This is a genomic window from Caldicoprobacter faecalis (genome assembly GCF_900115765.1).
Taxonomy (GTDB): Bacteria; Bacillota; Clostridia; order Caldicoprobacterales; family Caldicoprobacteraceae; genus Caldicoprobacter; species Caldicoprobacter oshimai.
On record NZ_FOXR01000017.1, the window covers coordinates 1 to 25,396 of the forward strand.

Annotated in this window: 20 protein-coding genes and 3 pseudogenes; 17 read left to right on the forward strand and 6 right to left on the reverse strand. The window is 40.6% G+C overall.

Features of this window, described 5'->3' with window-relative positions:
• Window positions 1–193 precede the first annotated feature (193 nt).
• Window positions 194–448, forward strand: a pseudogene (locus BM241_RS07420) (transposase); the annotation flags it as partial.
• Window positions 449–591: 143 nt separating this feature from the next.
• Here BM241_RS07420 and BM241_RS07425 read toward each other — a convergent pair.
• Window positions 592–1,197: a hypothetical protein gene (locus tag BM241_RS07425; protein ID WP_092282393.1), complete on the reverse strand. Its 606-nt coding sequence runs from the start codon at window positions 1,195–1,197 to the stop codon at window positions 592–594.
• Between the two features lie 789 nt (window positions 1,198–1,986).
• On the opposite strand from BM241_RS07425, the gene BM241_RS07430 reads away from it, so the two are divergent.
• Entirely contained in the window at window positions 1,987–2,238 is a 252-nt protein-coding gene (locus BM241_RS07430) for a hypothetical protein (protein ID WP_092282394.1), read from the forward strand.
• Window positions 2,225–2,608, forward strand: a complete 384-nt coding sequence (locus BM241_RS07435) for a PIN domain-containing protein (RefSeq protein WP_092282395.1) — start codon at window positions 2,225–2,227, stop codon at window positions 2,606–2,608. Before BM241_RS07430 ends, BM241_RS07435 begins: the two co-directional genes overlap by 14 nt.
• Before the next feature lie 333 nt (window positions 2,609–2,941).
• Here BM241_RS07435 and BM241_RS07440 read toward each other — a convergent pair whose 3' ends face one another.
• Entirely contained in the window at window positions 2,942–4,624 is a 1,683-nt protein-coding gene (locus tag BM241_RS07440) for an IS1634 family transposase (protein WP_092282396.1), read from the reverse strand.
• Window positions 4,625–5,056: 432 nt separating this feature from the next.
• Here BM241_RS07440 and cmr1 point away from each other — a divergent pair, with 432 nt between their 5' ends.
• The 6 genes from cmr1 to BM241_RS07475 are packed head-to-tail and all read left to right on the forward strand — an operon-like array spanning window position 5,057 to window position 13,047.
• Entirely contained in the window at window positions 5,057–6,046 is a 990-nt protein-coding gene (gene cmr1 / locus BM241_RS07450) for a type III-B CRISPR module RAMP protein Cmr1 (protein ID WP_092282398.1), read from the forward strand.
• The gene (locus BM241_RS07455; RefSeq protein ID WP_177206121.1) at window positions 6,039–7,313 is read left to right on the forward strand and encodes an RAMP superfamily CRISPR-associated protein; all 1,275 of its coding nucleotides are present in this window, start codon (window positions 6,039–6,041) and stop codon (window positions 7,311–7,313) included. The genes cmr1 and BM241_RS07455 overlap by 8 nt, the downstream gene beginning before the upstream one ends.
• Entirely contained in the window at window positions 7,301–10,525 is a 3,225-nt protein-coding gene (locus BM241_RS07460) for a CRISPR-associated protein Csx11 (RefSeq protein ID WP_092282399.1), read from the forward strand. Before BM241_RS07455 ends, BM241_RS07460 begins: the two co-directional genes overlap by 13 nt.
• A gap of 6 nt (window positions 10,526–10,531) precedes the next feature.
• Complete coding sequence (locus BM241_RS07465) at window positions 10,532–11,698, forward strand: RAMP superfamily CRISPR-associated protein (protein WP_207648982.1); 1,167 nt, start codon at window positions 10,532–10,534, stop codon at window positions 11,696–11,698.
• A gap of 24 nt (window positions 11,699–11,722) precedes the next feature.
• Window positions 11,723–12,082 (forward strand): hypothetical protein, encoded by a 360-nt coding sequence (locus tag BM241_RS07470; protein ID WP_143094070.1) that lies wholly within the window; start codon window positions 11,723–11,725, stop codon window positions 12,080–12,082.
• Window positions 12,079–13,047 (forward strand): hypothetical protein, encoded by a 969-nt coding sequence (locus tag BM241_RS07475; RefSeq protein ID WP_092282401.1) that lies wholly within the window; start codon window positions 12,079–12,081, stop codon window positions 13,045–13,047. The genes BM241_RS07470 and BM241_RS07475 overlap by 4 nt, the downstream gene beginning before the upstream one ends.
• Window positions 13,048–13,249: 202 nt before the next feature.
• Here the strand turns inward: BM241_RS07475 and BM241_RS07480 are convergent, their stop codons facing one another.
• The 3 genes and pseudogenes from BM241_RS07480 to BM241_RS07490 all read right to left on the reverse strand — a co-directional run.
• Complete coding sequence (locus tag BM241_RS07480) at window positions 13,250–13,666, reverse strand: type II toxin-antitoxin system VapC family toxin (RefSeq protein WP_092282402.1); 417 nt, start codon at window positions 13,664–13,666, stop codon at window positions 13,250–13,252.
• Window positions 13,650–13,889 (reverse strand): type II toxin-antitoxin system Phd/YefM family antitoxin, encoded by a 240-nt coding sequence (locus tag BM241_RS07485; RefSeq protein WP_025747279.1) that lies wholly within the window; start codon window positions 13,887–13,889, stop codon window positions 13,650–13,652. The genes BM241_RS07480 and BM241_RS07485 overlap by 17 nt, the downstream gene beginning before the upstream one ends.
• Window positions 13,890–14,466: 577 nt before the next feature.
• Window positions 14,467–14,820 (reverse strand): annotated as a pseudogene (locus BM241_RS07490) (helix-turn-helix domain-containing protein); the annotation flags it as partial.
• A gap of 166 nt (window positions 14,821–14,986) precedes the next feature.
• Between BM241_RS07490 and BM241_RS07495 the strand changes: the two are divergent.
• From BM241_RS07495 to BM241_RS07515, 5 genes are all read left to right on the forward strand, one after another.
• On the forward strand, window positions 14,987–16,390 hold the full coding sequence (locus BM241_RS07495) for an ABC transporter substrate-binding protein (protein ID WP_092282404.1): 1,404 nt from the start codon (window positions 14,987–14,989) through the stop codon (window positions 16,388–16,390).
• A 76-nt stretch (window positions 16,391–16,466) separates the two neighbouring features.
• On the forward strand, window positions 16,467–17,408 hold the full coding sequence (locus tag BM241_RS07500; protein WP_242948314.1) for a carbohydrate ABC transporter permease: 942 nt from the start codon (window positions 16,467–16,469) through the stop codon (window positions 17,406–17,408).
• Window positions 17,409–17,422: 14 nt separating this feature from the next.
• Entirely contained in the window at window positions 17,423–18,256 is an 834-nt protein-coding gene (locus BM241_RS07505) for a carbohydrate ABC transporter permease (protein WP_025747274.1), read from the forward strand.
• Window positions 18,257–18,391: 135 nt separating this feature from the next.
• Complete coding sequence (locus BM241_RS07510) at window positions 18,392–19,387, forward strand: ADP-ribosylglycohydrolase family protein (RefSeq protein WP_394328177.1); 996 nt, start codon at window positions 18,392–18,394, stop codon at window positions 19,385–19,387.
• Window positions 19,388–19,659: 272 nt separating this feature from the next.
• Entirely contained in the window at window positions 19,660–20,103 is a 444-nt protein-coding gene (locus BM241_RS07515; RefSeq protein ID WP_092282406.1) for a PPC domain-containing DNA-binding protein, read from the forward strand.
• Between the two features lie 188 nt (window positions 20,104–20,291).
• On the opposite strand, the gene BM241_RS07520 is transcribed toward BM241_RS07515, so the two are convergent.
• Entirely contained in the window at window positions 20,292–20,897 is a 606-nt protein-coding gene (locus BM241_RS07520; protein WP_092282407.1) for a hypothetical protein, read from the reverse strand.
• A 1,000-nt stretch (window positions 20,898–21,897) separates the two neighbouring features.
• On the opposite strand from BM241_RS07520, the gene BM241_RS07530 reads away from it, so the two are divergent.
• From BM241_RS07530 to BM241_RS13135, 3 genes and pseudogenes are all read left to right on the forward strand, one after another.
• Window positions 21,898–23,079: a plasmid pRiA4b ORF-3 family protein gene (locus BM241_RS07530; protein WP_092282409.1), complete on the forward strand. Its 1,182-nt coding sequence runs from the start codon at window positions 21,898–21,900 to the stop codon at window positions 23,077–23,079.
• Between the two features lie 142 nt (window positions 23,080–23,221).
• On the forward strand, window positions 23,222–23,473 hold the full coding sequence (locus BM241_RS07535) for a type II toxin-antitoxin system Phd/YefM family antitoxin (protein ID WP_092282410.1): 252 nt from the start codon (window positions 23,222–23,224) through the stop codon (window positions 23,471–23,473).
• Window positions 23,474–23,573: 100 nt separating this feature from the next.
• A pseudogene (locus tag BM241_RS13135) lies at window positions 23,574–25,267 on the forward strand (AAA family ATPase).
• The last annotated feature ends 129 nt before the right edge of the window (window positions 25,268–25,396 follow it).

Here is a 25,396-nt window from a genome sequence, read left to right on the forward strand (position 1 = left end):
AGGCCAGTCTCTTTAGCGATTGCACGAATGCTCTTGCCCTTTGCTTTTAATTCGTGTAACATGATAATAGATCCACTCCCTAGCATTTATTTCCCTCCGATTCTTTGTAGGATTAATCAGAGGGATAATTCGCCAGGGGGTGGGTCAATTCCTTTTCGTTGCTCCTGGGTCAATTATACACCGGCGGTGACATGTAATAAGTCCATTTTTCAAGTATACACCAGAGATACGGAAAATTATGTACGCTACCAACATTATTGAAGGTTTGCATCGCCAATTTAGGAAAGTTACAAAGACAAAATCGGTATTTCCTTCTGATGGAGCGCTTGAGAAGATGTTGTATCTTGCGTTCATGAATGTAATGAAGAAATGGACGCAGAGATACCATAATTGGGACCAGGTATTAAATCAGCTGTTGATAATGTACGGCGTTAGTAGGTTAAAGTGAAACAATAAATAACGCCAGAAAGGAGCCAAAAGCTCCCATACACAAAAATATTTACACTCCCGAAAAATAAGAAGATTGCAATTCCCGAGGAGACATACCTTCCCCGTAAAGGAGAAATATACCCCCCGGGAATGGATTTAAATTCACTTTGTATTTGACTTAAGCATCTCTATGAGCTTCTTTATATGCTGGTACAATACTACTATATCGCCCCGCGTTGCGGGGCAGTGCAGCTCCTGATTAAGCTCTTGAAGGGAGCTTATCTTTTCGACGCCCTTGTAGTTGTTTTCGAGGAAATGCCTTTCAACGAGTTGAGCGTTCAGTATGTTCTTCTGTGTGGTGCTGTATGACTGCAGAAGCTGTATATCAATGCCGTTTTTGAGGACCACGGTGCAATACTTGTCTTCCTTTATCACTTCTTCTATGCAGCTTAAATTTATGTATCCGAAGGTTTGATCCCCTTGGACAAGGGGTTGCCTCACTACAACGGGCATGAGTATAAGGTCGTGCTTAAGCGGTATAGGTATTTTAACCTTTTGGCCCAATATTTCCCCATACTTTCTCCGAAGCTCTACAATGTCGTAGGAAAGACTAGAGGCAATGCCCTTAAGTACTGCTTTTATTTTCTTATGTATCACTCTTTGGTTGCCATCCAGAGTGATGAGTACGGTGGTGTCCCCCACGCCTTCGGTGTAGACCGGCAGCAGGGCGCTTATTCCTTCTTCAAGATAATTCTCTCGCTTCCTCAAGCTATCTTCCTTCCTTTCATAGGTTTAATATGCCATGCCAAATACATAAAACAACATAAATGTAAAAACATGGACAAGCATGTAAAGTATACGGCCTCTTTGATGAATTTTAATAAAACTGGTATTTATAACCGGGCACGATACATAATATAGAACTAGAAGGAAAATGAATTTATATATTTTTGATTGTCATGTCATGCCCGGTGTTTATCGGGTGTGTCTTTTTTGAGTTTACGGATGTGCATTGAAATGAACTGCTCATCTTTGGTGAAAGCGACCCTGTGATTGGATGTATTGTTGTTAGCTATGTTTTATAATGCTGCTTTTAAGCGTGCGGTTTCTTGTTGTTTCGCGGCTTTTGTTGTTTTGCGGATGGACAGGCAGTAAAGCTTTTGTAAAAGCGCTTGCTGCTCCCGGCCACTTCGCATTTCCTGGCCATTGCAGGTAAGACTATTATATACTATTTTTTCCCAAAACACAATAACCGTAAGCGTCAAATGAAGCATACCTAAAAGTATGAATAAGGGAAGTTTGAGTGACCAAAAGATGTTGTTGGTCGGGTTATCACGGGAATAGAAGTGTACAAAGGAGAATCGGTATGTATCTATTTGTGGCTTTGTGGAGAGAAGAAGACATATCCAAAAAGATGGTTACTTTACTTATAATTGAAGGTACTGTATGATATAGCATTATGTACCCTAAAATTTTTGATACTCATGGATGGGATATGTTATCATTTCGCAGTGATATGGTATAATATTTATGAAAGGTTATAAGAGGTGGTGACCTATGGATTTTGTTAGAAAGGTAGTTAATAGTAACGTTTTAGCGGATATTATTGAAATACCAGAGCATTTGAAAAACAAGAAGGTAGAAATTATTATTTTGCCTTATGATAATGTAGATAACGGAGATAATGTTTCAATTCATAAAGCTAAAAAGGCTAGAGGGCTACTCCAGAAATACAGAAATAAGGAACTTCAAAGTTTAGAAAATACTGCATGGGCGAAAGCGGTGATAGAAAAACATGAATCTAGTTGATGCCAATGTGGTTTTACGATATCTGTTAAATGATGTAGAGGAATTAGCAGACAAAGCTGCGGTGTTGTTAGAAAATAAAGAATTGTTTATACCTACAGAAGTGATAGCAGAAATTGTTTATATTTTAGAAAAAGTATATCAGGTAGAAAGAGAAGAAATACAAAATTCTCTGTTGGAATTATTTTCTTACAACAATATTCAAGTAAATGACCTTGAAGTTATTATTGAGGCTTTAAAATTTTATACAGAGAAAAAATTGGATTTTGTTGATGCAATTTTGTATGCCTATTATAAGGTAAGAAAATACAATGTTTATACATTTGATAAGAAACTGAGTAAATTGCTGGGTAGTCAAATACCTACTATTTAAAGAAGCGGAGATTTGTTGAAAGTCATGGTCAACTAACTTTAGGTACATTAGTTTTTAAGGGAATGTAAATAATTTGGAACTTTTAGTCCCTTTTGATTTAATTGTTATCAGTACTGGCATTAGTATGTCGCACGGCGGATCTAATAAAACAACTTCTGCTTGAGAGTCGGATATACAAGGCAAATTGATAGACAATTTTGACGCGAGCGGCAAGCGGACCAATACAAGATATTGCTGTGCCGTTGGACACTAGCTGTAATTATATGAAGTACTAGAAATTATCATCCCATAATAAAATGGATTGAGGAAAATTTTTAACCCAGATTTCGTATGTCAAAAAATAACATTTATCTTTTTAGTGTAAATGTCAGGACTAAATCCCAACCATTCTAGCATCTTCAATATCTTTGGTGAAGTATCATTCGGTAAATATAGATTGCCATTGAAATATATAACCAACACAGTCTCCAATACCTCAAGTATAGTCCTAACTGATGGACGAGTAGATTTTTGCCCATTAGGCTGAATATAATATTCCCCTCTGTCCCTCAAAGCTTTCCTTACTCTATACTCTAAATAAGACGCTATTAGCAAAACAAGTATAAAGACATACCCCATTGCTTCTACTCGCTCAGGTTTCTTCAAATATACAGGCCCTAAGTACACTGGACTCTTCAAAAACTTAAATGCCTGCTCTATTGAACTTTGCCCTTTATATTCTGCCAGTATCCTCCATCCAGGATACCTATCCCTATCCATAACTGAAGTAATAAGAACAAATGTCGATTCCATAAAAAGATCTTTTTCACATGCCATATCATCCCTTTCCCCTATAGTATGTTTTACATAGTAGCTTACCGTCTCCTCATAACTATCTTCCGTACCAGGCCTCCCTCTTCTACTATATTTACGGCTAACCTTCTCTTCTATATGAGCTTCTACATTATAATGCAAAGACTTAACTTTTTCCATAAAAGCCGCGCTCTCCCGCATTGCATCTTCAACACATGCAAATGCTCTCTTGCCTATACGCTTAGCCTCCTTCTCCAACTCTTGCTTCTCTTTCTCCCAGCGCTTCTGCAATGTCTTTGTTTTCTGCTCCCTTAACGAATTTGTATGAACTAATACAAATCGATATGGCTTCCCATCTATAGCCTCCACAAATTCATAAATCCTGTATTCTGCTGCTCCCTTACGTGAAGACTCACTTAATGTCCCAACTTCTTCCCAATTTACCCCCTGCCACGCCTTCTCTTTCCACTCTGAAACACAAGAAAAGTTCTCAGGTAAACGTGATATAAACCGTATACCCTCTAACTGCCTTAACGATTCATATGAAGATACAGTCGCTGAATCCCCCACAAATATAATATCTCTATATTGTTGCCCCTCAAAAAATACCTTCGTCTCCTTTATCGTCTCTGGGTTCCATTCACGGTCTGATTTGTTGCCAGATAAAAGCTGACCCATTACAGGAAGCCCACTCTGCTGAACTGCTGCCCCTATCTTAAATTGCTTAAGGTCAGGCCTATTATCTTTGCTGTAACCATAGCAGATTATAAAGTCGTCTTCTTCATCCCCCTCATACATCCCTTCTACAGAAATAGATGTTGTATCCAAATGTAGGCTCTCTATAGTTAAATCATGGGCCTTTAACATGTTAAGACATATACGGCTGACAAGTTCTTTCATGTTTACTGTCTGCAGTTTGTCTAAAGCACGAGCAAATGCATCATCGTTTAATTGTTCCACTGTAATACCGCTACCCTCTAACATGAATTCAAGCTTTTGTTTGCTCCAGTATTCTTCAATTTTCCATAAGGGCTGCCTCCTATGCATTATAGTTACTACCAATACTTCTATTAGAAATCCTGGTGAAATCTTAGAATTATCAGACTTCCACTCCACCATATCGTTGACAGTTTCTGCTATCTTTGCAATACGGCACATCTCAAACAATACTGGTATACTGGAGGCATTGTATGCTATAATGCTCTTAACATCGTTTATATCCATTCACAATCACCCCTGCATCTTTATACAGGGGATATATATTCGACATAAAATTCAATAATCCTTTTGGTAATAAATGTAATTAAATTGCCTGTTTTTTACATGCGGAGACTCGGTTTTAAGCATTAATTACGAAGATAAAGCAGATTGCGTCCAGAAGGGGAGAATAAAGAGGGCCTGTCATACCTGTACAGGCCCTTTTTAATTCTTGGCGTCAACGGTTAAACGGTATGTTGCGATACCAAAAGGAAGAAAAAATACGCCACTTTTTGTTGTGAAACATAAAAAGTTTTTAATTTTTGAAGGAAATTTAATTCTAATGTCGAATAACAAAAATAATATCAAAAATTGGAATTGTTCTTTTCTTTTTATAGAAGCATTTGATGCACCCACATTTGAATTTTCAAAATCAATTTATAAAAGGGGATTGTAAAAATGTCCGAAAAGGAAGTTATTGTTAAACTTAAAACAATAACTCCATTGTGGACTGGCGATGCCTGGCAGGAAAGCTCTCAACTAAGGCCATCTTCTTTATTTGGAAGCCTGAGGTTCTGGTTTTCCGTATACTGGAAATTTATTAAAAATGGCAGTATCGAAGATTTGAATCATGATGAAGAAGCTACAGACAGTTCACGCATATCTCCGCTCATTAAACAAATTGTATTAAAATACATATTTGATCATGGAAACGTTGAGGACATGGACAGCTTAATAGATAAAGCGCTTGAAGAGATTGAAATATCTGTTCCGTCGCGTTTATTTGGCTGTACTGGCTGGAAGAGTAGGGTGGACATTGAAATAAAATCATCCAAACCAAAAAAGCACAGCAAAGATGGAATAGAGTTTAAATTTCCTAAAGGGCAAATAAACAGTGAGGGATGGTTAAACAGGGTGCTTTTTCAAGATGGTTCTGCCATTAATGTGTACGAAGATGTTGAGCTGGTTGTTAAAACGACGGAATACTGGTGGAATAAATATTTAGCCGACTTTTTTGAATTCTTTAAAGATAAAATAATTTTAGTTGGGGGAAAGCTCTCACTAGGCTTTGGAATGGTAAATATCAGGCTGGTCGGGGACTCCGCTTCCGACGATGATACAGAGATGCCGGAAGAAAATACAATCGGCAATATAATGATGACGCGTAAAATTACAGGCATCAATTATGGCGAAGGCAAAAAGATTTTGGGCTTCAATTTTAAATATTATTTGAGAAAGAGAGAAGATAGACATTTCAGGAAAAAGAATTTTGGGGACCTAGGAAAGGCCTCGAATGTTTATGTGTCCCATTTGCTGGAGGGTGATAGAAATTCAGTTTATTTAATATGTCTGAATCTTGATGGGAGTCGGATACCCATAAATGTAGTTGATAAATATGTTAATTCTCTCCGTGAGTTGAATGAAGGCCGGGGTGGTAATAATGCATAAATACGATGCATTGCTGAGCATTAATCCCGAAAAAGTTGAGAGTTTAGGGGAATATTTATCATTTTGCAAATATTACTTTAAACCTAAGACTTATGAAAAATTCGGAGATTATCTTCAAAAACGTGGTGATAGAGTGGTAGGTTTAAAAGATGAAGCAGTAAGAGATTTTGGTTTTTTGAAAAACGAGGAGAGGAATCAGCAGATTGAAAAATATAAAAAATACAAATCTGAAGAGACCACCAAGGATTTTCCTTTAAACTGGTTGAAAAATGAAATTTTGAAGAAGAACAATAAGGAATTTGAGATTAAAGATGATTTTCAGCTGGTTAGCTCCAATCGTATATCTGGAATTTTCGATAGTTGCGAGCAGGCTTACAGTTACGTAAAAAATCTGCTCCCCTATTCTTTTATAGTCTACGCCAAATTCGAACTGAAGCAGCCCTACTTCTCCAAAGATGATGATGAATTCTCTATAATCCAGAATCCCGTTTTGAAAGAATGGGCGTTTAAGGTGCCTATGGTGCGGGGCAGTTCATGGAAGGGCGCCCTGGCGTCTGTGTTCATTGATTTACCGGATGAGATGCAGGGTGGGAGACAACGCACTGAAAGTTATTTCAGAATATTCGGTGCCGGCTCTGAGTGCATAAAAATACTGGAGAGCAGCTTTGAAAGCAGGTTGCGTCCCGATATGGATGTGGAGAAACTTAAGGAAGAGTTGGTGGGAATGCTGCTTTTTGAGCTGGGTATCAGGCTTGATAAGGCTGACATTGAAAGTATAAAAGATGCCAGGACGACGGATGAAGTCACAGGAATTGTGAAGAAAATCTTTTCACAGGAGGATAAAGCGGTAGAGAAATCAAAGATTCCTGCTACTTTGAAGACGAGAAGGGGGAGAGCCGTATTTTATCCCACCTATTTTAATCGCCTTACACTGGAAGTAATAAATCCGCATAACAGAAGGAAGCGTGCCGGGACTCAACCCATCCATTTTGAGGTGGTCCCTGCCGGTACCCATGGCGTTTTGCAAATTGTCTATATTCCGTATGATGCCGTCTTGCTTAAAGAAAACGCCTTGAAGAATGAGGTAAAGAGGGATTTAAGATTTTTGCTTCTGGCTGTTGAAGAGCTATCACAGCGCGGCATAGGTGCCAAGACGAAGCTGGGGTGGGGGACCTTTGAGTTGCAAGAAAAGCATTGCTGTATCAACGGCAAGCTGGAGTTAGATGGCAATTTTGACGTAAAAGGGTGGTCAATATGCCAGGGCTGAATTTAAAGAACCTGAAAGATTACAGAGATGAAATTTTGAAGATAGAGATCGTTTCTCTTTTAGCTCTCTGGGGCAAAATGAACCCCGATAAACTAAATAAAGCGAATATAATCTTGCACGGTCTAAAATCTCTGTCAGATTGGGAAAATGTTCTTAAAAATAAGACTGTAAAAATTCTGACGGAAAACTTTGATTTATGGAATGATTTTCTTAGAAGCTGGCGGGAATGGAGGTCACGGCGAAACAAAAATTATTTGTTGCAGGTGTTGTATGGCATTGGGGAAAGCTTAAACTCTGGTATTGATAAGGGGTCTCCCAGCGGCGATGTTAAAATTAAGCCGGAATATGAAAGGTGGATAGCCAATCCTTTTGGCAGCTTCAAGAAAAAGATAATCTATCTACAATGGGATGAAACCTGTATAAATAACAAATTTTCTGAGATAAAACAGTCCATAGATGGTTTGCTGGGTTCAGGCAATATATCCTGGGAAGATGTTACTAACATTAAAGAAAAAATCGAAAAAATTTTTTCCGGCTTATTGAGCGATGACAGGTTCCCTGCAAACGAAATATCGTTGTGGGACCAGGTTTACATGGCCACCACCATGTTCAAAGCCTCACTTGCAGAGTATGTTTTAAATAATGATATCGTCCAAGATTTGCCAAAAAGAAATGAAATAAAATGGCGTATCCTGGGCATTCAATATGATAAGCTGGGGCTTTCGGAAAGAGGTTATAAACCCGCTCAAATTCAATGGTACAGGGAAACGGCTAAAGAAATTGACGAAGAGGTCAAAAAACTCATGGAGTATGATTATCCCATAGGGAATGAGATATATCGGGACGAGACGGGGATATATTTTTTGATTGGTGAAAAACTGGGCGAAGATATTCCCGAGGATAATATTGGTCAACTGAATCCCGACCTGAGCGAGATATATGAACGGATATTGTGTATTTTCAAGCATAAATCTCTGGATGAATTCTACCCTGCAATTTTCGTTACCAAAGCCTCAAGGGGTCTTGTGAATTTGGGTTATCTTGTGGAAAAAGCCAGGGAGAACTTTTTGAAGGCTGACTGGCGCAAAAAGAATATCGAGATATGCATTGAAAACTCGAAAACCGGGAAAGCAGTGGGTATATGCCAGCTATGTGGGCAGAGAATGGTGTTTGAGTCGAATAGAAAAGATGAGAGCAAATATATTTGTAAAGAATGTGATAAAAATAAAACACAAGGGCGAATTAAAAAGTGGGTTGAAGATACTTCCAAAGAAACTATTTGGATGGATGAATTAAAAGATGAACATGGCAGAGTTGCGCTGGTAACGATGAAGTTTGAGCTAAAGCACTGGCTGAACGGGGATATGTTGAATAGTTTCCTGATTAATCAAACGGATTATTTGGATATGTTTAACCTGTCCATAAAAACCATCAAGGCCATCAGGGAATTATATATCAAGAATGCTTTAGATTCAGATAGTTATAGATTAAAAAACGGCAAATTTAACCAGCAATTGGCTTTGGAAGTTGAAAATATTATAGCACCGGTCAGCGATTCAACTTTGCTGCGGTCATATGGGGGAATTAAACTTTGCTTGGAAAACGGAAATTTAAAGTTAGTTGATAGAAGTAATAATCAACAAGATCTTAAAACTTTGTTAAACAATGATAAATTTAACAGTTTTATTAAAATTTTTGATTTCAAACTCTTTAAACTTTTGGCAAAAGAAGCTTATACAGGTTGTCAAGGAAATAAAGAAACTTTTGATGACTTCATAAGACAAATTTTCTTTGGTTCAGTGGCAGGTACTCACTGGGAGGATTGGATAAAACAGAGCTTGTTGAATTTAAAGATTAACTGGCATGGGGAATTTATAGACTGGTCTCGCTTAACCGACCAGGATATAAATTTTCTCTCTACCATTCTCCTACAATTCCTTCTTCGCAAGAACCCTTCGCCTGCGAGGTTGAGAAGGGTTTGGGAATCCACAAAGGAATTTTTTGAGGAGATAGAGAGAAATATATGTGATTATGCGGGCATTCCTGAAGAGAGGAAGAAAAGGTATCACTGGGACAACAGTGGTATCCCTGAAGGCGAGTATCGCGATGGGGATGCGATATTCTGGTCCGACCAAAAAAATGTAAACAAGGTGTATTTGATTTCATACTTAAAGGATTTGCCGGAAGCTTTCAGGCTGAAGGAATACGCCAGAAGGGATTCCGATGAAGGGAAGGAACATGTGCGCGAGTTGCAGCTGAGAGATGGCAAGAGAGAAACCTATCAACCTTATATGTCCATTACCGATCCGACTCCGGTTAGCTGGCAATTTATTATTCCCGCTGAATATGTGCCGAATTTGATAGATAACGTTATAAAAAAATATAACGAACATTTCAGGTTCGTTTACGGGAAACTGCCTCTTCATATTGGCGTAGTAATTCAGGACTATAAAAAGCCGCTCTATGTTGGGATAAAAGCGCTGAGAAGGATCAGAAGGGATATCGAAGATGTGGAGAAATTGGAGATTAATGTGAAGGTCTCTCAAATCAAGGATAAATTAAAATGCCAGAGGCTCGAGGAATCGCTGAACGATACCCAGAGTTACTATTCCCTGTACTGGGGCGAGCATAACAAGGGCTATGAATTTTATGTAAAACCGGCCGGTACCCAAGGATATCACAGGAAGTGGATATGCCCCATTGGGAGCATTGACGACGATAAAAGTGTTTGTATCATTCCCAACACCTTTGACTTTGAATTCCTGGATACCAACAGCAGAAGGAATGATATCCGTTATGCGAGGGATTCGGGGTACAAAAGAGCGGTGGAAATGAAGAGAAACAGGCCGTATGAAATAGAAACTTTTTGGGAAAAATTCAAGGTCTTTAGAGATGTTTTTGGAGAGGACAAATATTCGACCAGACTGCAAAAGCTGGTGAGTATGATTTACGGCAAACTTGACTTCAAAGATGATTCCCTTGCAATTTTTATGACCTCTGCCTTTATAAATACTTTGGAGCCTAAAAAGGATGAAAGGATACTTAAAATGATTCTTCAGATTTTCGATATAGAAGAGTCATCGGTGAAGAGCGATGGGAAACTGGACACTAGCAAGCTTTACAGGCAGCTTATGGCAAAGCTAAACCGGGAAAGCCTGAAGCTTTTCCTGGATATGTTTGAATTCTGGCATAGAACATTGAAGGAGGTATAACGAGATATGTGTGGAATGGTCAATCCGGTTAAAGAGTTGAAAATCTATGCTATGGCCAGCGACCCGATTCATATCGGTACAGGGGGATACACCATAGGCAGGGTCGACAATACCATAGTCAGGGACTCGGCCACCAGGCTCCCCAAGATTCCCGGTTCCAGCCTGGCCGGGGTGTGGAGATACTACATGGTGCTGGAGATACATAAATATTTCAAAGATGATGATATGCGCACTGACAGAAGCAAAAGAAGCAATAAAAGGATGGACGAAATTTTTAGCCAAGATGCTCCTGCATGGCTTAAAAACTTTGAAGGCAACAGGTATGCGGCCATAAAATGCGCCGGACAGGATGAGAAGCCCACGCTTACTCTGGAGGAATCGAAAAATGATGATACGGGTCATTGCGGGCACTGCATAGTTTGCAAGGGCTTCGGCTTTTCCAAAAAGGACGTAAGCTTTCAGGGCATGATATATTTTGGAGACCTGCATATTCTGTTTTTCCCGGTTTTTACAAGGAATGGAACCAAGTGGATAACCACCAAAAAAGCATTGCGGAGCGCCGGGCTGTACGATGGTGAGGGCGACGAACGCTCTGGAGATGGTGAACACAGCCGGTACAAGTGCATTTTGTTGAGGGAAATAGAGGAAAGTAGGCAACAGGGCCAAATAAACCTGGGGTGGATTTATCTGCCGTATGAGGTTGAGGATAAAGATGTAGATGTAAGTCAAATTTGTTTTGACACTGACGGGGATAATTCCGATGATTTTCATTTAAAGCCCGAAGATATCATAATTGTACCGGAGGAGCTGTTTGCGCACATTGTTAACTCCAATCTTGAAGTCAGGACATCGGTTTCGATAGACCCTTTAACGGGCGCATCAAAGACAGGAGCTTTGTTTACTTCCGAAGCCATACCGCGGGGTACCATATTCTACGGGGATATGAGGATATTTGATAAATCGATTTTCGGTAACCTTTTCAAAAATGTCGGGGAATTGCCGGGATGGAATGACATTTTAAACGCTCTGGACGATTCCAAACGCTATTTTGAAACCCTGGGTATCGGTGGGATGACCACTCGGGGGTTTGGTAGAATGATTTTGAAAAGGAAAGAACAAGGCGCATGTGAAATGGAACCATCCGAAACGCGGGTGGAGGCCGCCAATGCCTGAGTTCATTTGCATTGTGGGAGGGAAATGATGATGTACAGCTCTTTGGAAAGCATTATAAACGATGTGGCTTTTAAAATCGTGGAGCGCGGCGTTCTGGCCGATAAAGGAGAAATAGATAATTTTTTGGGAGTACTCTCAGGCGATGGCGTGTATGCCATGTGGGTTTATGCAAAATCAAAGGGAAAAGATGAAAAATTAATGAATGAGCTGAAACCGGTTTTGCAGAGAATAGTTCCTGATAAGTTTAGAGATGGAAATGATTACGAATCGTTTTTTAAAGAAATTGCAGAAGACCTGCCCACTCTCCTTTTTGTTAAAGATATTTTGGAAAGAATCCTTACTTACGCCCGCTATCATGCAAAAGCAATGGAGGGCTCAAGATGAAATGGTACAGGCTTGTTTTCAAACAGGAACAGCCCATTCATATCGGTGCCTTAAAATGGGGAGTGATGAATGAGACCGAGATTTTCATACCCGGTTGGACCATGTGGGGCGCTCTGACCAGCCAGTTTTTGAAGTTTAAATTTGGAAGGGTCCGGGATAAGGAGGAAAATGAAGGCAAGGTGGAATACCCGCCAGAGGTAGAATCCTGTGATATCGAAAGATTCAAGAAGTTTTTTGAATGTATTACCAATTTTTATCCCGCTTTACGGCGGATAGAGAAGGAGGATGAATCACGACTTTTCGAGCCCCTTTTCCCGCACTACAAAAGAGGCATTTTCCATCTTGGAGGTTATTCGGAGGAGAGATTTAGATTTGAATTTGTCGATACATTTGTATCAACTGCGGTGGAACCATTATCGAGGGGAGCGAAGGATGAAAGCCTCCATGAAATTGAGTATATACTGCCTCAATCGAATGTGGAACAGCTTTACTGGGTGGGCCTGCTCGGGTTTGAAGAAGAGCAACTTCAGGAAACCGAAAGCTTTTTAAAAGAATTGCTTGAAATATACGTTGGCGGGGATTCCAGATACGGCTTTGGGCGCTTAACATTAACAGGGATTGAATGCCTCAATGACGAGGATGAAGAAGGAAAAAGTGAAGACCGACAAAAAAGTGGAGAGCTGGCAGAATGGGGACTGGACAAAAACGGTTGTCTATGCCGCGATGAAAATGATGACAATCTGGTTCTCAGGCAGTTTCTGGAGTGTTCGCCTGAAATAAAATTTGAAGGGGAAATTAAACTTATTGCGGATTTTGATTTTGCACAAAACATTCCAAGAGCTCAAGAAGCGAAGTATTATATAAATGTAGGCAGTAAAGTAAAGATTACAGACGTTTTGTCAAGCGATGAAGAGCTGAGAAAATATCGTCTTTTTAAAGGTAAATTTATAAGAATAAAAACTTAGCTCATGAGATGTATCAGTGGGGAATTTGGCGGGTGATTTGGTAATAGAGAAAGCATCTCGGATATCGAACCTTTATAATTTTTGAGTGGAGTGTAAATAATTTTGTGTATGGGGGCTTTTAGAAAATTGGGGGAGCGCAAGGGGCAGTAATCCCCCTCAATTTATTGAGGGGGAGGACGTCACAGATTTGATATATCGTGATTCAATCAGAATTAAGTATTTCAACAAAATCCAAAGGAGATATAGCGTTTGATACGAGTTTTTTAAGTCTGTCATCACGCGTGATAATATAATCTGCTTTTACCTTTCTGGCACACTGAACCTGTAATGCATCTTCAAGGTCTTCGATGGATGGATTGCGCAGGGCTTTTTCTACATCCTTGTTCGTTATGCCGATTAATTTTACGATGTTCAAAAGGGCTTTGATTGCCAGAGCGGCTTTGTCGTTTCCCAAATTTTTTGAGATAAAATAATAAAGGTCAGTCACAGCAAAAGAAGCGATATACGCTTCTATTATTTTTTCTTCAGCGTTCTTGAGAACTTTATAGGAAGCTGCATCAAACGGACTCTTTTGCAGTATAACATCCAGTATAACGTTGGTATCAATTAGGATTCTCATATTTGCCTATCCTTTCCTCTCTTATTTGCCTGGGAGAAATATCTTTATTTGGATAGTTTCGCATGAGTCCATACAGGAAGTCAGCGTTGGGTGTTCCCTGTTTGTTGATGGGTACTAGCTTTGCCACTTCTTTCCCGTTTTTTGTAATGATTATCTCTTCTTTTTCTGCCAATTTCAGATATTTGCCAACTCTCATCTTAAACTCGGTGGCGTTTATGATCATTAGTGCCCACCTCCAAAATATATTTTAGCTATTTTTAGTATAATAGAAATAGACTATAATATCAACATTTAAATTGACCATTTACTCAAAAAATATTTGTCACCTATGAGTAAGCTGAGTACTTACCAAAGACGCTCTTTGTATTTTGGGTATACCCGAAATGGATTTAAATCATCACAAAATAAGGGAAGCTTTAAATTCGATGATGTTTACGGAGGTAGAAATAAATGGTCAACTTTACTTGATCAAGATGAAATTAAGCGAAGGAACGAATGAGATATTAAGGGTATTGTGAATAGCGCCACCCAAGAATGTCCTATCCATTGAAGAAGCAAAAGCTTTTACATGGTAAGGGATAGGTGTGGGTACAATTTGCGCATTTTAAAAAGAAAAAATCGCTTGATTTCAAGGTTTTTGGAACTTTAACTGACAAAGTCAGAAAGTTTTTTGGGACTTTAACTGACGAAGTCAGGATGTATGCGACATGTATGTGGTTCCCTTATCCATGTTCTTTATGCAACACGGCTATTACAATTAATGTATATGATTCCTATGCCTGTATACAAATATACTGTGGTCATTTCCCCTCTTTCTTCTTCCTTTTCTCCTTGATAAAAGCAATCAATTCGGAAATTGTGAAATATTCCTCATTATCATCTGGTTTTATCTCATTATCAGCATTACTCGAAGAATCATTTGTTGTATCCTTGTAAGGATTTGGAATATCCGATAGCCCCATAAGGTAATCGGCGCTTACATTGAATATTTTCGTCAGTTTGATTATGGTTTCAGTGTCTGGATCCCTCTGGCCTATTTCGTACATTCCTATTGTACCGCGGGAGACGCCTAGCTTCTCTGCCAGTTCTTTCTGGGTCATACCATGTCGAGTGCGCAGTTCAACCAATCTTTCGGGGAATCCCATTTTCAGTACCTCCGCCTCATTATCTTTACATAAATTATATCACCGCAAGTGACCCAAATTATTAATTGTAACGAAAAGTTATAAAAAGTGTTGACATGTAACTATTTGTGACATATAATAGTGTGCAGAAGTAACTTTTAGTAACACAAAAAATTTTTCAAAGGAGGGCTGAGTAATGGGAATCAGTAAAATGCCAAAGGCAGTATGTCTTTGCTTGGCAATGGTACTATTTCTTGTAATGCTAGGAGGATGTTCTAGTCAGGGTAACGAGAACGGAGCAAATCAATCAAGTTCAGCTGCTAACCAATCGGGAAGCTCTAACAATGCTAGCGAGTCTACTGATACTGGCAATTCCAAATCATCTCAATCGACACAGAAGGAGAAGACCAAAATTGTATTTTGGCATAACTGGGCTACGGGACCGTCTGGCGAGTCCATCAAGAAATCGGTGGAGGAGTTTAACAAATCCCAGGACGATATTATAGTTGAACCTTTGTTTGTCGCCACGGATGCAGGAGACTCCATAACTTCTAAGTTGCTGACTGCAGTAGCAGCTGGAAATCCTCCAGATGTAATGCTGGCCAGCAGATACGGAATAGCGGAATACATGGATGCCGTTACAATTCTCAATGATTTGGCGGAACGTGATAATATCAATGCCGACATGTTTTACGAATGGGCATGGGAAGAAGCAACATACGATGGACAGCTTTTAGGCCTTCCTTATGACGGTACCGCAAGGGCGCTATTTTATAACAAGGACCACTTTAAAGAAGCTGGGCTGGACCCAGAAAAACCGCCATTGACCATTAGCGAACTGGAAGAGTACGCAAAGAAGTTAACGATAAGAGAAAATGGCAAAATCACCAGATTTGGCTTTATACCCTGGTATGGAGAAGGATGGCTTTACACCTGGGGATGGGCTTTTGGTGGAGAATTCTACGATAAGGAAACGGGAAAGGTAACGGCAAATCATCCCAAAATTGTTGAAGCCTTGACGTGGATGACCAGCTTTGCAGAACAATTTGGCATTGAAAATGTGACGAATTTTACCAGTTCGGCCGGCAGCGCTGCTATGAATCCCTTTATCTCGGGACAGCTATCCATGATGGTTACCGGTAATTGGATGATTGCACAGATTGAGCAGTATAACCCGGACTTGAACTACGGAATTAGCTATATCCCTACACCGGATGGCAAAAACTTCACAACCTATGTTGGTGGAAGGGCGTTGATAATACCCAAAGGGGTAAAGAATCTGGAAGAAGCGTGGACGTTTGTAAAATGGATGTGTACAAGCGAAGAGGCGCAAAGCTTGAAAAAGATGACGGGAGAATTCTCTGCCAGACCCGATGTAAATGCGAAGATATACGGTGATGATCCAAGACAGAAAATATTCCTCGAAGTATTGCCGAATGGAAAACATCGTCCGGTGATCCTTGCAGGAAACATGATGTGGGATGAATTGGCCAAAGCGCCTGATCTGGTAATAAATAAGCAGGGCACTCCCAAGGAGATACTGGATCAGATCACTGATAAGATAAACAGCGAAATAGAAAAGAAAAAGAGGAGCCAATAAAGATTTACTAAAGCAGGGGGAAGGATTGGTAAAATCCTTCTCCCTCTTAAAATAAACTTGGCGGGGAGGTATACAGTTGTTTTCGGCAAGGACAATTGCAGGGATAAGGCCAAGGATGGTATGGAAGAGAAGAGGGATAGAAAGCAGAAGGGCCAAGTATGGTTATATCTTTGCTCTTCCTTGGATGACAGGTCTGCTTCTCTTTTACGCATATCCGCTTCTGAGTTCTATTTATTACAGCTTTAATAAATACAACGTGATAAGCCCTGTTGAATGGGTTGGGCTTAATAATTACAAGGAGCTGTTCAATGACCCGTTATTCTGGACAGGGATTAAAAATACGCTCTATTATGCCTTGTTTGCCGTTCCCATTAGCGTGGTATTGGGCATATCCCTTGCTCTTCTCTTGAATATGCCCATAAGATGGCGTAGCTTTTTTAGGACGGTATTCTTTATTCCTACTCTAGTGCCAGTGGTGGCGACTGCTATTATATGGCAGTGGCTGCTAAATCCGCAGTTTGGTTTGATAAATCATCTCCTGGAGACAATAGGGATTGGCGGCCCTCCCTGGTTGGGCGACCCAAAGTGGTCAAAACCCTCTCTTATATTAATGGCCCAGTGGGGCATTGGAAATAGCGTTATAATTTATTTGGCTGGGCTGCAGGACATCTCAAAGGACTACGATGATGCTGCCCGGGTGGACGGAGCCAGTGGATTGCGAAAGGTGTGGCACATCACCCTGCCGCTTTTGACCCCAGTGATTTTCTTCAATATGATAATGGGGATTATAAACGCTTTGCAGGTGTTTACACTGCCTTATGCGTTGACTTATGGAACAGGAAATCCCGCCAATTCGCTTCTTTTTTACAGCATGCATCTGTATAATAACGCTTTTCTGTACATGAAGATGGGCTATGCGTCGGCCATGGCATGGATACTGTTTATAGTGATAATGATCATAACGCTGCTGCTGTTCCGTTCTTCCAGTAGATGGGTGTATTACCACGGTGACCAGTAAAGGGGGCATGGACTGTGAATGTTATAAGAAAGAAGTATCCGATTATACTTACGTATATAGTGCTGATTGTTGCTGGAGCGGTTTTTCTGTTGCCTTTTATATGGATGGTGTCTACATCTTTGAAGCCTGATACCCAGCTGTTTGTTTCTCCACCTGTATGGATACCCAACCCTATAGCATGGGAAAACTACTACCGTGCCGTTACCGTCGTCCCGTTTTTCACTTATATGAAGAACACATTAATTGTTGCGTCTTTAGCGACAGCCGGTGCTGTAATATCCACGCCTCTTACAGGCTATAGCTTGGCGAGGATTAAATGGAAAGGGAGAGAGCTGCTTTTCATCATCACCCTGGCCGTAATGATGATACCTTCGCAGGTTACCATGGTGCCGCTGTTTATCATATTCTCAAAGTTGGACCTGGTCGGGACGTTTTTGCCTTTGATATTGCCCTCTTGCTTTGGTGTACCATTTTTTATCTTTCTGATGCGCCAGTTTTTCAAGCAGCTTCCCAGAGATTTGGAGGACGCGGCAAGGATTGACGGCTGCAGTGAATTCGGCATCTATTTTAAAATCATGCTTCCGCTGGTTCAGCCGGCCATCCTCACCGTTGCCCTCTTTCAATTCATGAACTCGTGGAATGATTTCATTGGCCCTTTGATATACCTCAACGATGAGGCGAAGTACACTTTGCAACTGGGTCTGCAGCAGTTCAAACAGGCATACAATACTATATGGAATCAGCTGATGGCGGCTTCAGTCCTGGTGGTACTGCCTATAATCCTTCTCTACTTTTTCGTGCAGAAATCCTTTATACAGGGTATTACCTTCGGCGGTGTAAAAGGTTGAGTTATATTTTTCTAATTTAGGTTATATTTTTCAATATAAAAATTAAAAGAAAGGGTGTGTCTGAAGATGGGGAATAAGGTCAGTTTGCGTGAGAAATTCTTTGGGTGCATTGCCGGTGCGCATATCGGTTCAGCTATGGGAGCGCCGGTAGAAGGGTGGACATATGAAATGATAGAGGAGAAGTATGGTACCCTGGACCGCCTGCTGCCGTATGAGCACTACAACAATGGATGGGTCCGGGAGCCCGGTACTACCGAAGACGGCATAGAAAGGCAGAAATTGATGATTACCGCTATTATAGAAAAGGGCGATCGAGTCAATGCCGAAGACGTAAAGAACGCTTGGATTAAATACATTAAGCCGGAATCGGTGGGGATGGTATCGGAGCCTTTTGAAGCTACACTGCTTGCAATGGCCAAAAGCGGGATACCTGCGAGGGATATAGGGCGCTACTGCGATTATTCGGGCTTGAATAGCTTTGCGCGTTCATGTCACCCCATAGGCCTTATCAACGCAGGGGATATGGGGGCGGCCAAAGAGGATGTGCTGGAGGTGGGGCAGCTGTATCAGACCACCAACAGCAGGGGATTGCAATGGGCTGTTGTGACCGGTGTGGCCATTGCTGCAGCCACCCGGCCTGATGCTACGGTGGACAGCGTGCTGGGGGCCATATACGATTACTGCCATCCGGATATAGTGCTGTGCGAATTGGACAGGGAACTCAAGCGCACTGCAGGCTGCAAAGATTTTCGAGAGCTGCGGAAGGCGTTTGACAGCGTGTACAATGGCCGTGGTATGCCCTATGCAGCCAGCTACGCCAATGAGGTGGTGACCAAAGCCGTATGCATATTCCGAATGGTAAATGGAAACACGAAGGATGCGATGATCGCCGCGGTGAACATGGGGCGGGATACCGATTGTATAGCTGCCATAGCAGCTGGCATTTCCGGCGCTTTAACCGGTGCGAGCTCCCTGCCTCAGGAGTATATAGACCAGGTGGACTATGCAACCAGCGTGAACAAGTACACCAACTCCCAGCGAACCTTGAGGGAAACCGCCGATGGGCTGTATAACGCATGGCTAAACAGGGTAAATAAGCTCAAGAAGTATGTGGAGATTATGGATTATTGATGAAGTGAGCAGTCTTATTTGTGAATTTAATCCTGAGTATGGATGTTTGAACAAGGATGTGCAAAATGATGTCGCAGGGTGAAATTAGGTTACGAGGCCAGGTGAAAACTGCTTGACTATTAACGCTTTATATACCAGGTATAACTTTTGACAAAACCAACGTTATCGCCATTGCGATATGACCCGCTGCTGGGAAGCGCATCATACTATAAGTCCGTGTACTTAAGTTCACCAATTTAACAGTTGCTACTTTGAAAAAGGGGGGCAAGGAGATGGAAGCCTTTGTCGCTACAAATAAGGGAAAAGTCCATATACTTAGGCTGGATCAGGGAGATTATGTTTTGGAATCGATTTGCCAGCTAATAAATGAGAAAAATATTCGACATGGCGTAGTCGTATCTGGGATTGGGACATTGGATCGGTGTGTTATGCACATGGTTACCACTACCGGGTATCCACCGCAGGAGTATTTTGCATCATGGGAGAATCAGCCTTTGGAGCTTTTATCCCTGCAAGGCATAATCGCAGATGGCTGTCCACATCTTCATATGGTGGTATCCGATAAGGAAAAGGCCTATGGTGGACACCTGGAAGAGGGATGCAGGATATTGTATCTCGGTGAAATCGTGATACAGGAGATAGAGGATATAGACATACGCAGAGTTCCAAACGAAAAAGGCATCATGATGTTGACGGAAGATAAAGCGGGGAGGTAAAATCGATTATCGCTTGGTGTATAAAATAAATAAAGGAATGAGAGCGTAGTATAACGTAATATACAGTGGATTGAGCAGTCTATATCAATTAATTAGTTTACAATACTTCCTTAAATAGGAATCGCAGTTTCCGGGGGATACATTTTTCTTTTGAAGGAGAAATATATCCCCCCGGAAATTGTTTAAAATCACTTTAAATTTGACTCCAGCATCTCAATAAGCTTCTTTATATGCTCGTACAGCACCACGATATCGCCCCGGGTTGCGGGGCAGTGCAGTTCCTGGTTAAGCTCCTGAAGGGAGCTTATCTTTTCGATGCCTTTGTAGTTGTTTTCAAGGAAGTGCTTTTCAACCAGCTGGGCGTTTAATATGTTCTTCTGGGTGGTGCTGTATGACTGCAGAAGCTGTATCTCGATGCCGTTTTTGAGGATCACCCTGCAGTACTTGCCTTCCCTTATTATTTGGTCTATGCACCGGTAGTTTATATACCCGTACGTCTCGTCCCCCTGGACGAGGGGCTGCCTCACCACGACGGGCATCAGTATCAGGTCGTGCTGCAGCGGTATGGGTATTTTGACTTTTTGCCCTATGATTTCCCCGTACTTTTTCCTGAGCTCTACAAGGTCGTACGACAGGCTGGATGCTATGCCCTTCAGCACCGCCTTCATCTTTTTGTATATCACCCTTTTTTCGCCCTTCTGGGTGATGAGTACGGTGGTATCCCCCACGCCTTCAGTATAAACCGGGAGCACAGCGCTTATCCCTTCTTCAAGATAATTCTCTCGCTTCCTCAAGCTATCCTCCTCCCTTTCATAGGCTTAACATGCCATGCCAGATACATAAAACAACATAAATGTAAAAATGTGGACAAGCATGTAAAACATATGGCCAATTTAATGAATTTTAATAAAACTGGTATTTATGGTCAGGCATGGTACATAATATAGAACTAGAAGAAAAACGGATTTTTATATTTTTAATTGTCATGTCATGCCCGGTGTTTATCGGGTGTGTCTTTTTTAAGTTTACAGATGTGCATTGAAATGAGCTGCTCATCTTTGGTGAGAGTGGTCCTGTGAGTGGATGTATTGCCGGCAGCTGTGTTTTATAATGCTGCTTTTAAGCGTTCAGTTTCTTGTTGTTTTGCGGTTTTTGTTGTTCTGCGGGTGGACAGGCAATGAAGGTTTTATAAAAGCGCTCGCTCCTCCCGGCCACCAGGCATTTCCTGGCCATTTGTAGGTAAGACTATTATATACTATTTTTTCCCAAAACACAATAACCGCAAGCATCAAATGGAGCATCATATCCTGTAGTAGCAAAATAATTAGCGCCAACATAAAAATGTATGACCCCATCTCTGCAATACTCATAAGAAATGTTGAGCTGGATGGCATAGGCACCGGGAGGAAGGTACAGAGGTTGACCAGATAAGCTTTTTTAATTGAAATCAGCATGAATTAACATAAACACTACCCATGTCTCCCAAAGAGTGGTAAAATATTCTCAAAAGCTGTCTAATAAGGGGTACAGATATTTGGCTATGTACAACCGCTTAAGCCCGAGCTAAAATGAAGGAAAGGGTTTTAGGGAACGCTTCAGGTGATATGTCCAGCCCGGTTTTTCAATAATAACTGTTGATAAAAGTTATTGATGGGGACAAATCCGTTTGTTAGCAGGTGGTAGACTTGATTGCCGAGATAAAGGGCAAGATAAGCTCTACAGGGTTTAATCTTAGCGATAGGTTGGAAGGGATTTTGTCAGATTTGCGGCATGGTGAGCCTGAGGAGGGAAAATATGCTCATACAATGTACGGGCAAGCTGCTGGAGAAGTTAAATGTTCAGCCCGCCCAGAGGAGTGAGGAGGACCCACTTTTTTGCTGGCATGCCAATTTGATTACCATAAATCGTAGGAAGGTTGTTGTGTTTGTTAACGATAAAAATCGATATGTAATTGTGCTGTATGGCCTCAAGGCTAAAGATTTTCAAAATTTAGGCAGTTTATTCATTGATGCTCTTCGGGATGTCTTTCATAAGGAATGCATAAAGGATGAGGTTATAGAACATTACATTTGCTGTGCCGGCGAAATAATCTATACAAAAACAAAGGACAGGTCATCGGTTGCAAAGATGAGAGCAGCCTGCGAAGTGGTATATATGATTGATGACGGGAGTTTTCCACAGTCTGCAGCACAAAAATTTTTGAGTTTACACGCAAGCAGGCGCCCGTATAAGAATCAAAAGGGCGAATATGTATGTTCCCACATTGAATTGTACAAGGACCTGGAGGCGTTGTTTGGCGGGAATATATTCGGCTGCAGGGCTGCGGTGCTCAAGCTAACCCTTGACCTTGAAAAACAAAACGTGTGGCGCAGGATAATAATACCGCTTACCTATAGCTTTTATGATTTGCATAAGGTTATCCAAAAAGCCTTCTACTGGATGGACTATCATCTACATGAGTTTTATGTATACGATGATAAGATTTATCAGTTTGTAGGTTCGGAAAAATGGAAGTGGTCAAGCCATCCTGCATACCATAAGGAAGGCATTAAGCTGCTGGTTAACCTGTACTGCGATGAGGAAGATTTCTACTCTTTGCGAGAAGAAGGTTTTTCACCTCCTTTTCAGGATGTTGAGTTTAGATATGTAAAAGAGGTCGGCCTTTTAGAGTATATTCCAAAGTACAGGAAATTTAAATACAGGTATGATTTTGGTGATAACTGGGAGATATATATCGATGTGGAAGAGGTAATAGAGGATTATGATAAAAATTACCCCATTTGTATAGATGGTGAGGGCAATGCTCCGCCAGAGGATGTGGGAGGAAAATGGGGCTATGAGGAATTTCTAGAAATTATAAGCGACGAGGAACACCCAGAGCACAGGGATATGCTGGCCTGGGCAGAAAGCCAGGGATATGGGGATTTCGATGTAGAAGAGGTTAATAAAAGGATAAAGCTTTGTTTTGGTTTCTAGATTATTGAGCAGGTGATTGTTCTGCTGAAAGCTTGTAGATATTTTAATTTTCTTAAAGTGGCTAGATTGAGCAGTATACAGAATAGCCAATATAAGTTATAATAATTATAGGCCAGAATATTAGTCGGAAGAAGTGGACAATGTGATCCAGGTTAGTGCAACGGAGTTTAAAAACAATGTCGGGAAATATATAAAGCTTTCAGAGAAAGAAGATATTTTGATTTTAAGAAAAGGCAAAGCTGTTGCAAAACTTACATCAGTATCAAAAAATGAAAAAGAGATAGCTTACAGCAGGCTATTAGGCATGATAAAGCAAAGCGAACCTGTTACTGAAGAGATTGATTTGGATGACATAAGAAAAGAGAGGCTTAGAAAATATGACAGTATTACTTGATACAAACATCTCTCTTGATTTTTTGCTTTACAGGCAACCATTTTTTGAGGCTGTCAATAAGATATTGATTATGGTTAGGGATATGATGGAGATGATAGCCATGAAGAAGATACCTTATGGTATATCCAATTTTAAGGCCATGCGCGAAGAAGGATATCTGTATGTCGATAAGACGATGTATATAGAGAAAATAGAAAACATGAGCGATAAATACCTGTTTTTTATAAGGCCAAGAAGATTTGGGAAAAGCCTCTTTCTACGCTTAAGCATTATTATGATATAAACAGCAAGAAAGATTTCGATAGGCTGTTTGGTGACCTCTACATAGGGAAGAACCCCACTAAGCTGAGGAACAGCTATATGATATTCAGGCTGGATTTTTCGGGCTTGGATACAAGCAATAGGGACAGGTTGGAGATATCGTTTAAACAAAATCTGATCGATGCAATGTGTGGTTTTTTGGATGATTACCGAAATATGTTTAATGATATAGAACAGATAAAACAACGTATCTACAAAAGCCCGGATATAAAGTCAATAGTTAGTCAGCTGGTAAATGAAGTAAAGAAAGTAGAGCAAAAGATATACCTGATTATAGATGAATACGACCACTTTGCCAATGACATAATAGCCCAGGGTGACAGTGAATTTTATAAGGAAATAATCAGGGCATCAGGTTTTGTAAGGGATTTCTACGAAACGCTTAAGATAGGGACGGAAACGGTAATAGACAGAATGTTCATAACAGGGATATCTCCGGTAATGATGGACGATTTAACGAGTGGGTTTAACATAGCTTTAAACGTTACAATGGATTTAAGCTTGAATGAGATGTTGGGCTTCACGGAAGAAGAAGTAGTGAAGGTATTAGAAGAGATAGGGGTGGAGAAAAAAGATGAGCTGATTCACCACCTGAGAGAGTTATACTATGGCTATAAATTCAATAAAAATGCTAAAACTAGGGTTTATAATCCCGATATGGTTCTGTATTTTTTGGCACAGTATAAAAGCACAGGAGGATATCCGGAATATTTGATAGATGATAACATGAAAACAGACTATGAAAGGTTAAATAGGCTTACTAGAAATGAGCAGAACAGGTCATTATTAGAAAAAATCATAAAAGATGAAGGGATAGTAGCTGAGATAGTGACAAAATTTTCATTTGACAGAATGTATGATGAGGAGTACTTTGTTTCGCTGTTATTCTATATGGGGTTGCTCACCATAGAAAGGCAGGAAAAGACGAGGTTGTTTTTGAAAATACCCAATTATGTAGTTAAAGCAATGATGTGGGAGTATATCGAAAATAACTTAAAGAAACAGCACAGTATAGATCTTGACCTAAACGAGTTGAGGAAGACAATAGAGGAGATGGCATATGAAGGAAGGATAAAGCCGTACGTAGAATATATAAGCCAGAACGTGCTGAAGACTTTGTCAAACAGGGATATGATAAACTTCGATGAAAAATACATCAAACTGATTTTGCTCACCTATCTTGTGAACAGCAAGGCTTACAGGCCGGTAAGCGAAAGGGAAACGGATGAAGGGTATATAGACATATATCTGGAAAGGGATGCAAGGATACCGGATGTAAAATACGAGTGGTTAATCGAGTTGAAATATATAAAAAAGGGTGAAAGAAACAGCATAGACAGGATAATTGAAGAAGGGTTGAAGCAGCTCAAGAGATATGGTGAGAGCAAAGGCCTGCAAGGCAGAAAAGATTTAAAACAAGCGCTGCTTATATTCATAGGAAAAGATGAATATCGGGTAATTGAGGTTGAGTGATTGCCTATGGAATTTGATACGCTTCCATTGCCAGCAGGTAGTAGAAAAAGCACTAAAAGTGTATTTTAGTATATCTGGGTATACCGTCTAAAAAGACACATAGCTTGACGTATTTTGCTTGATTGGAAT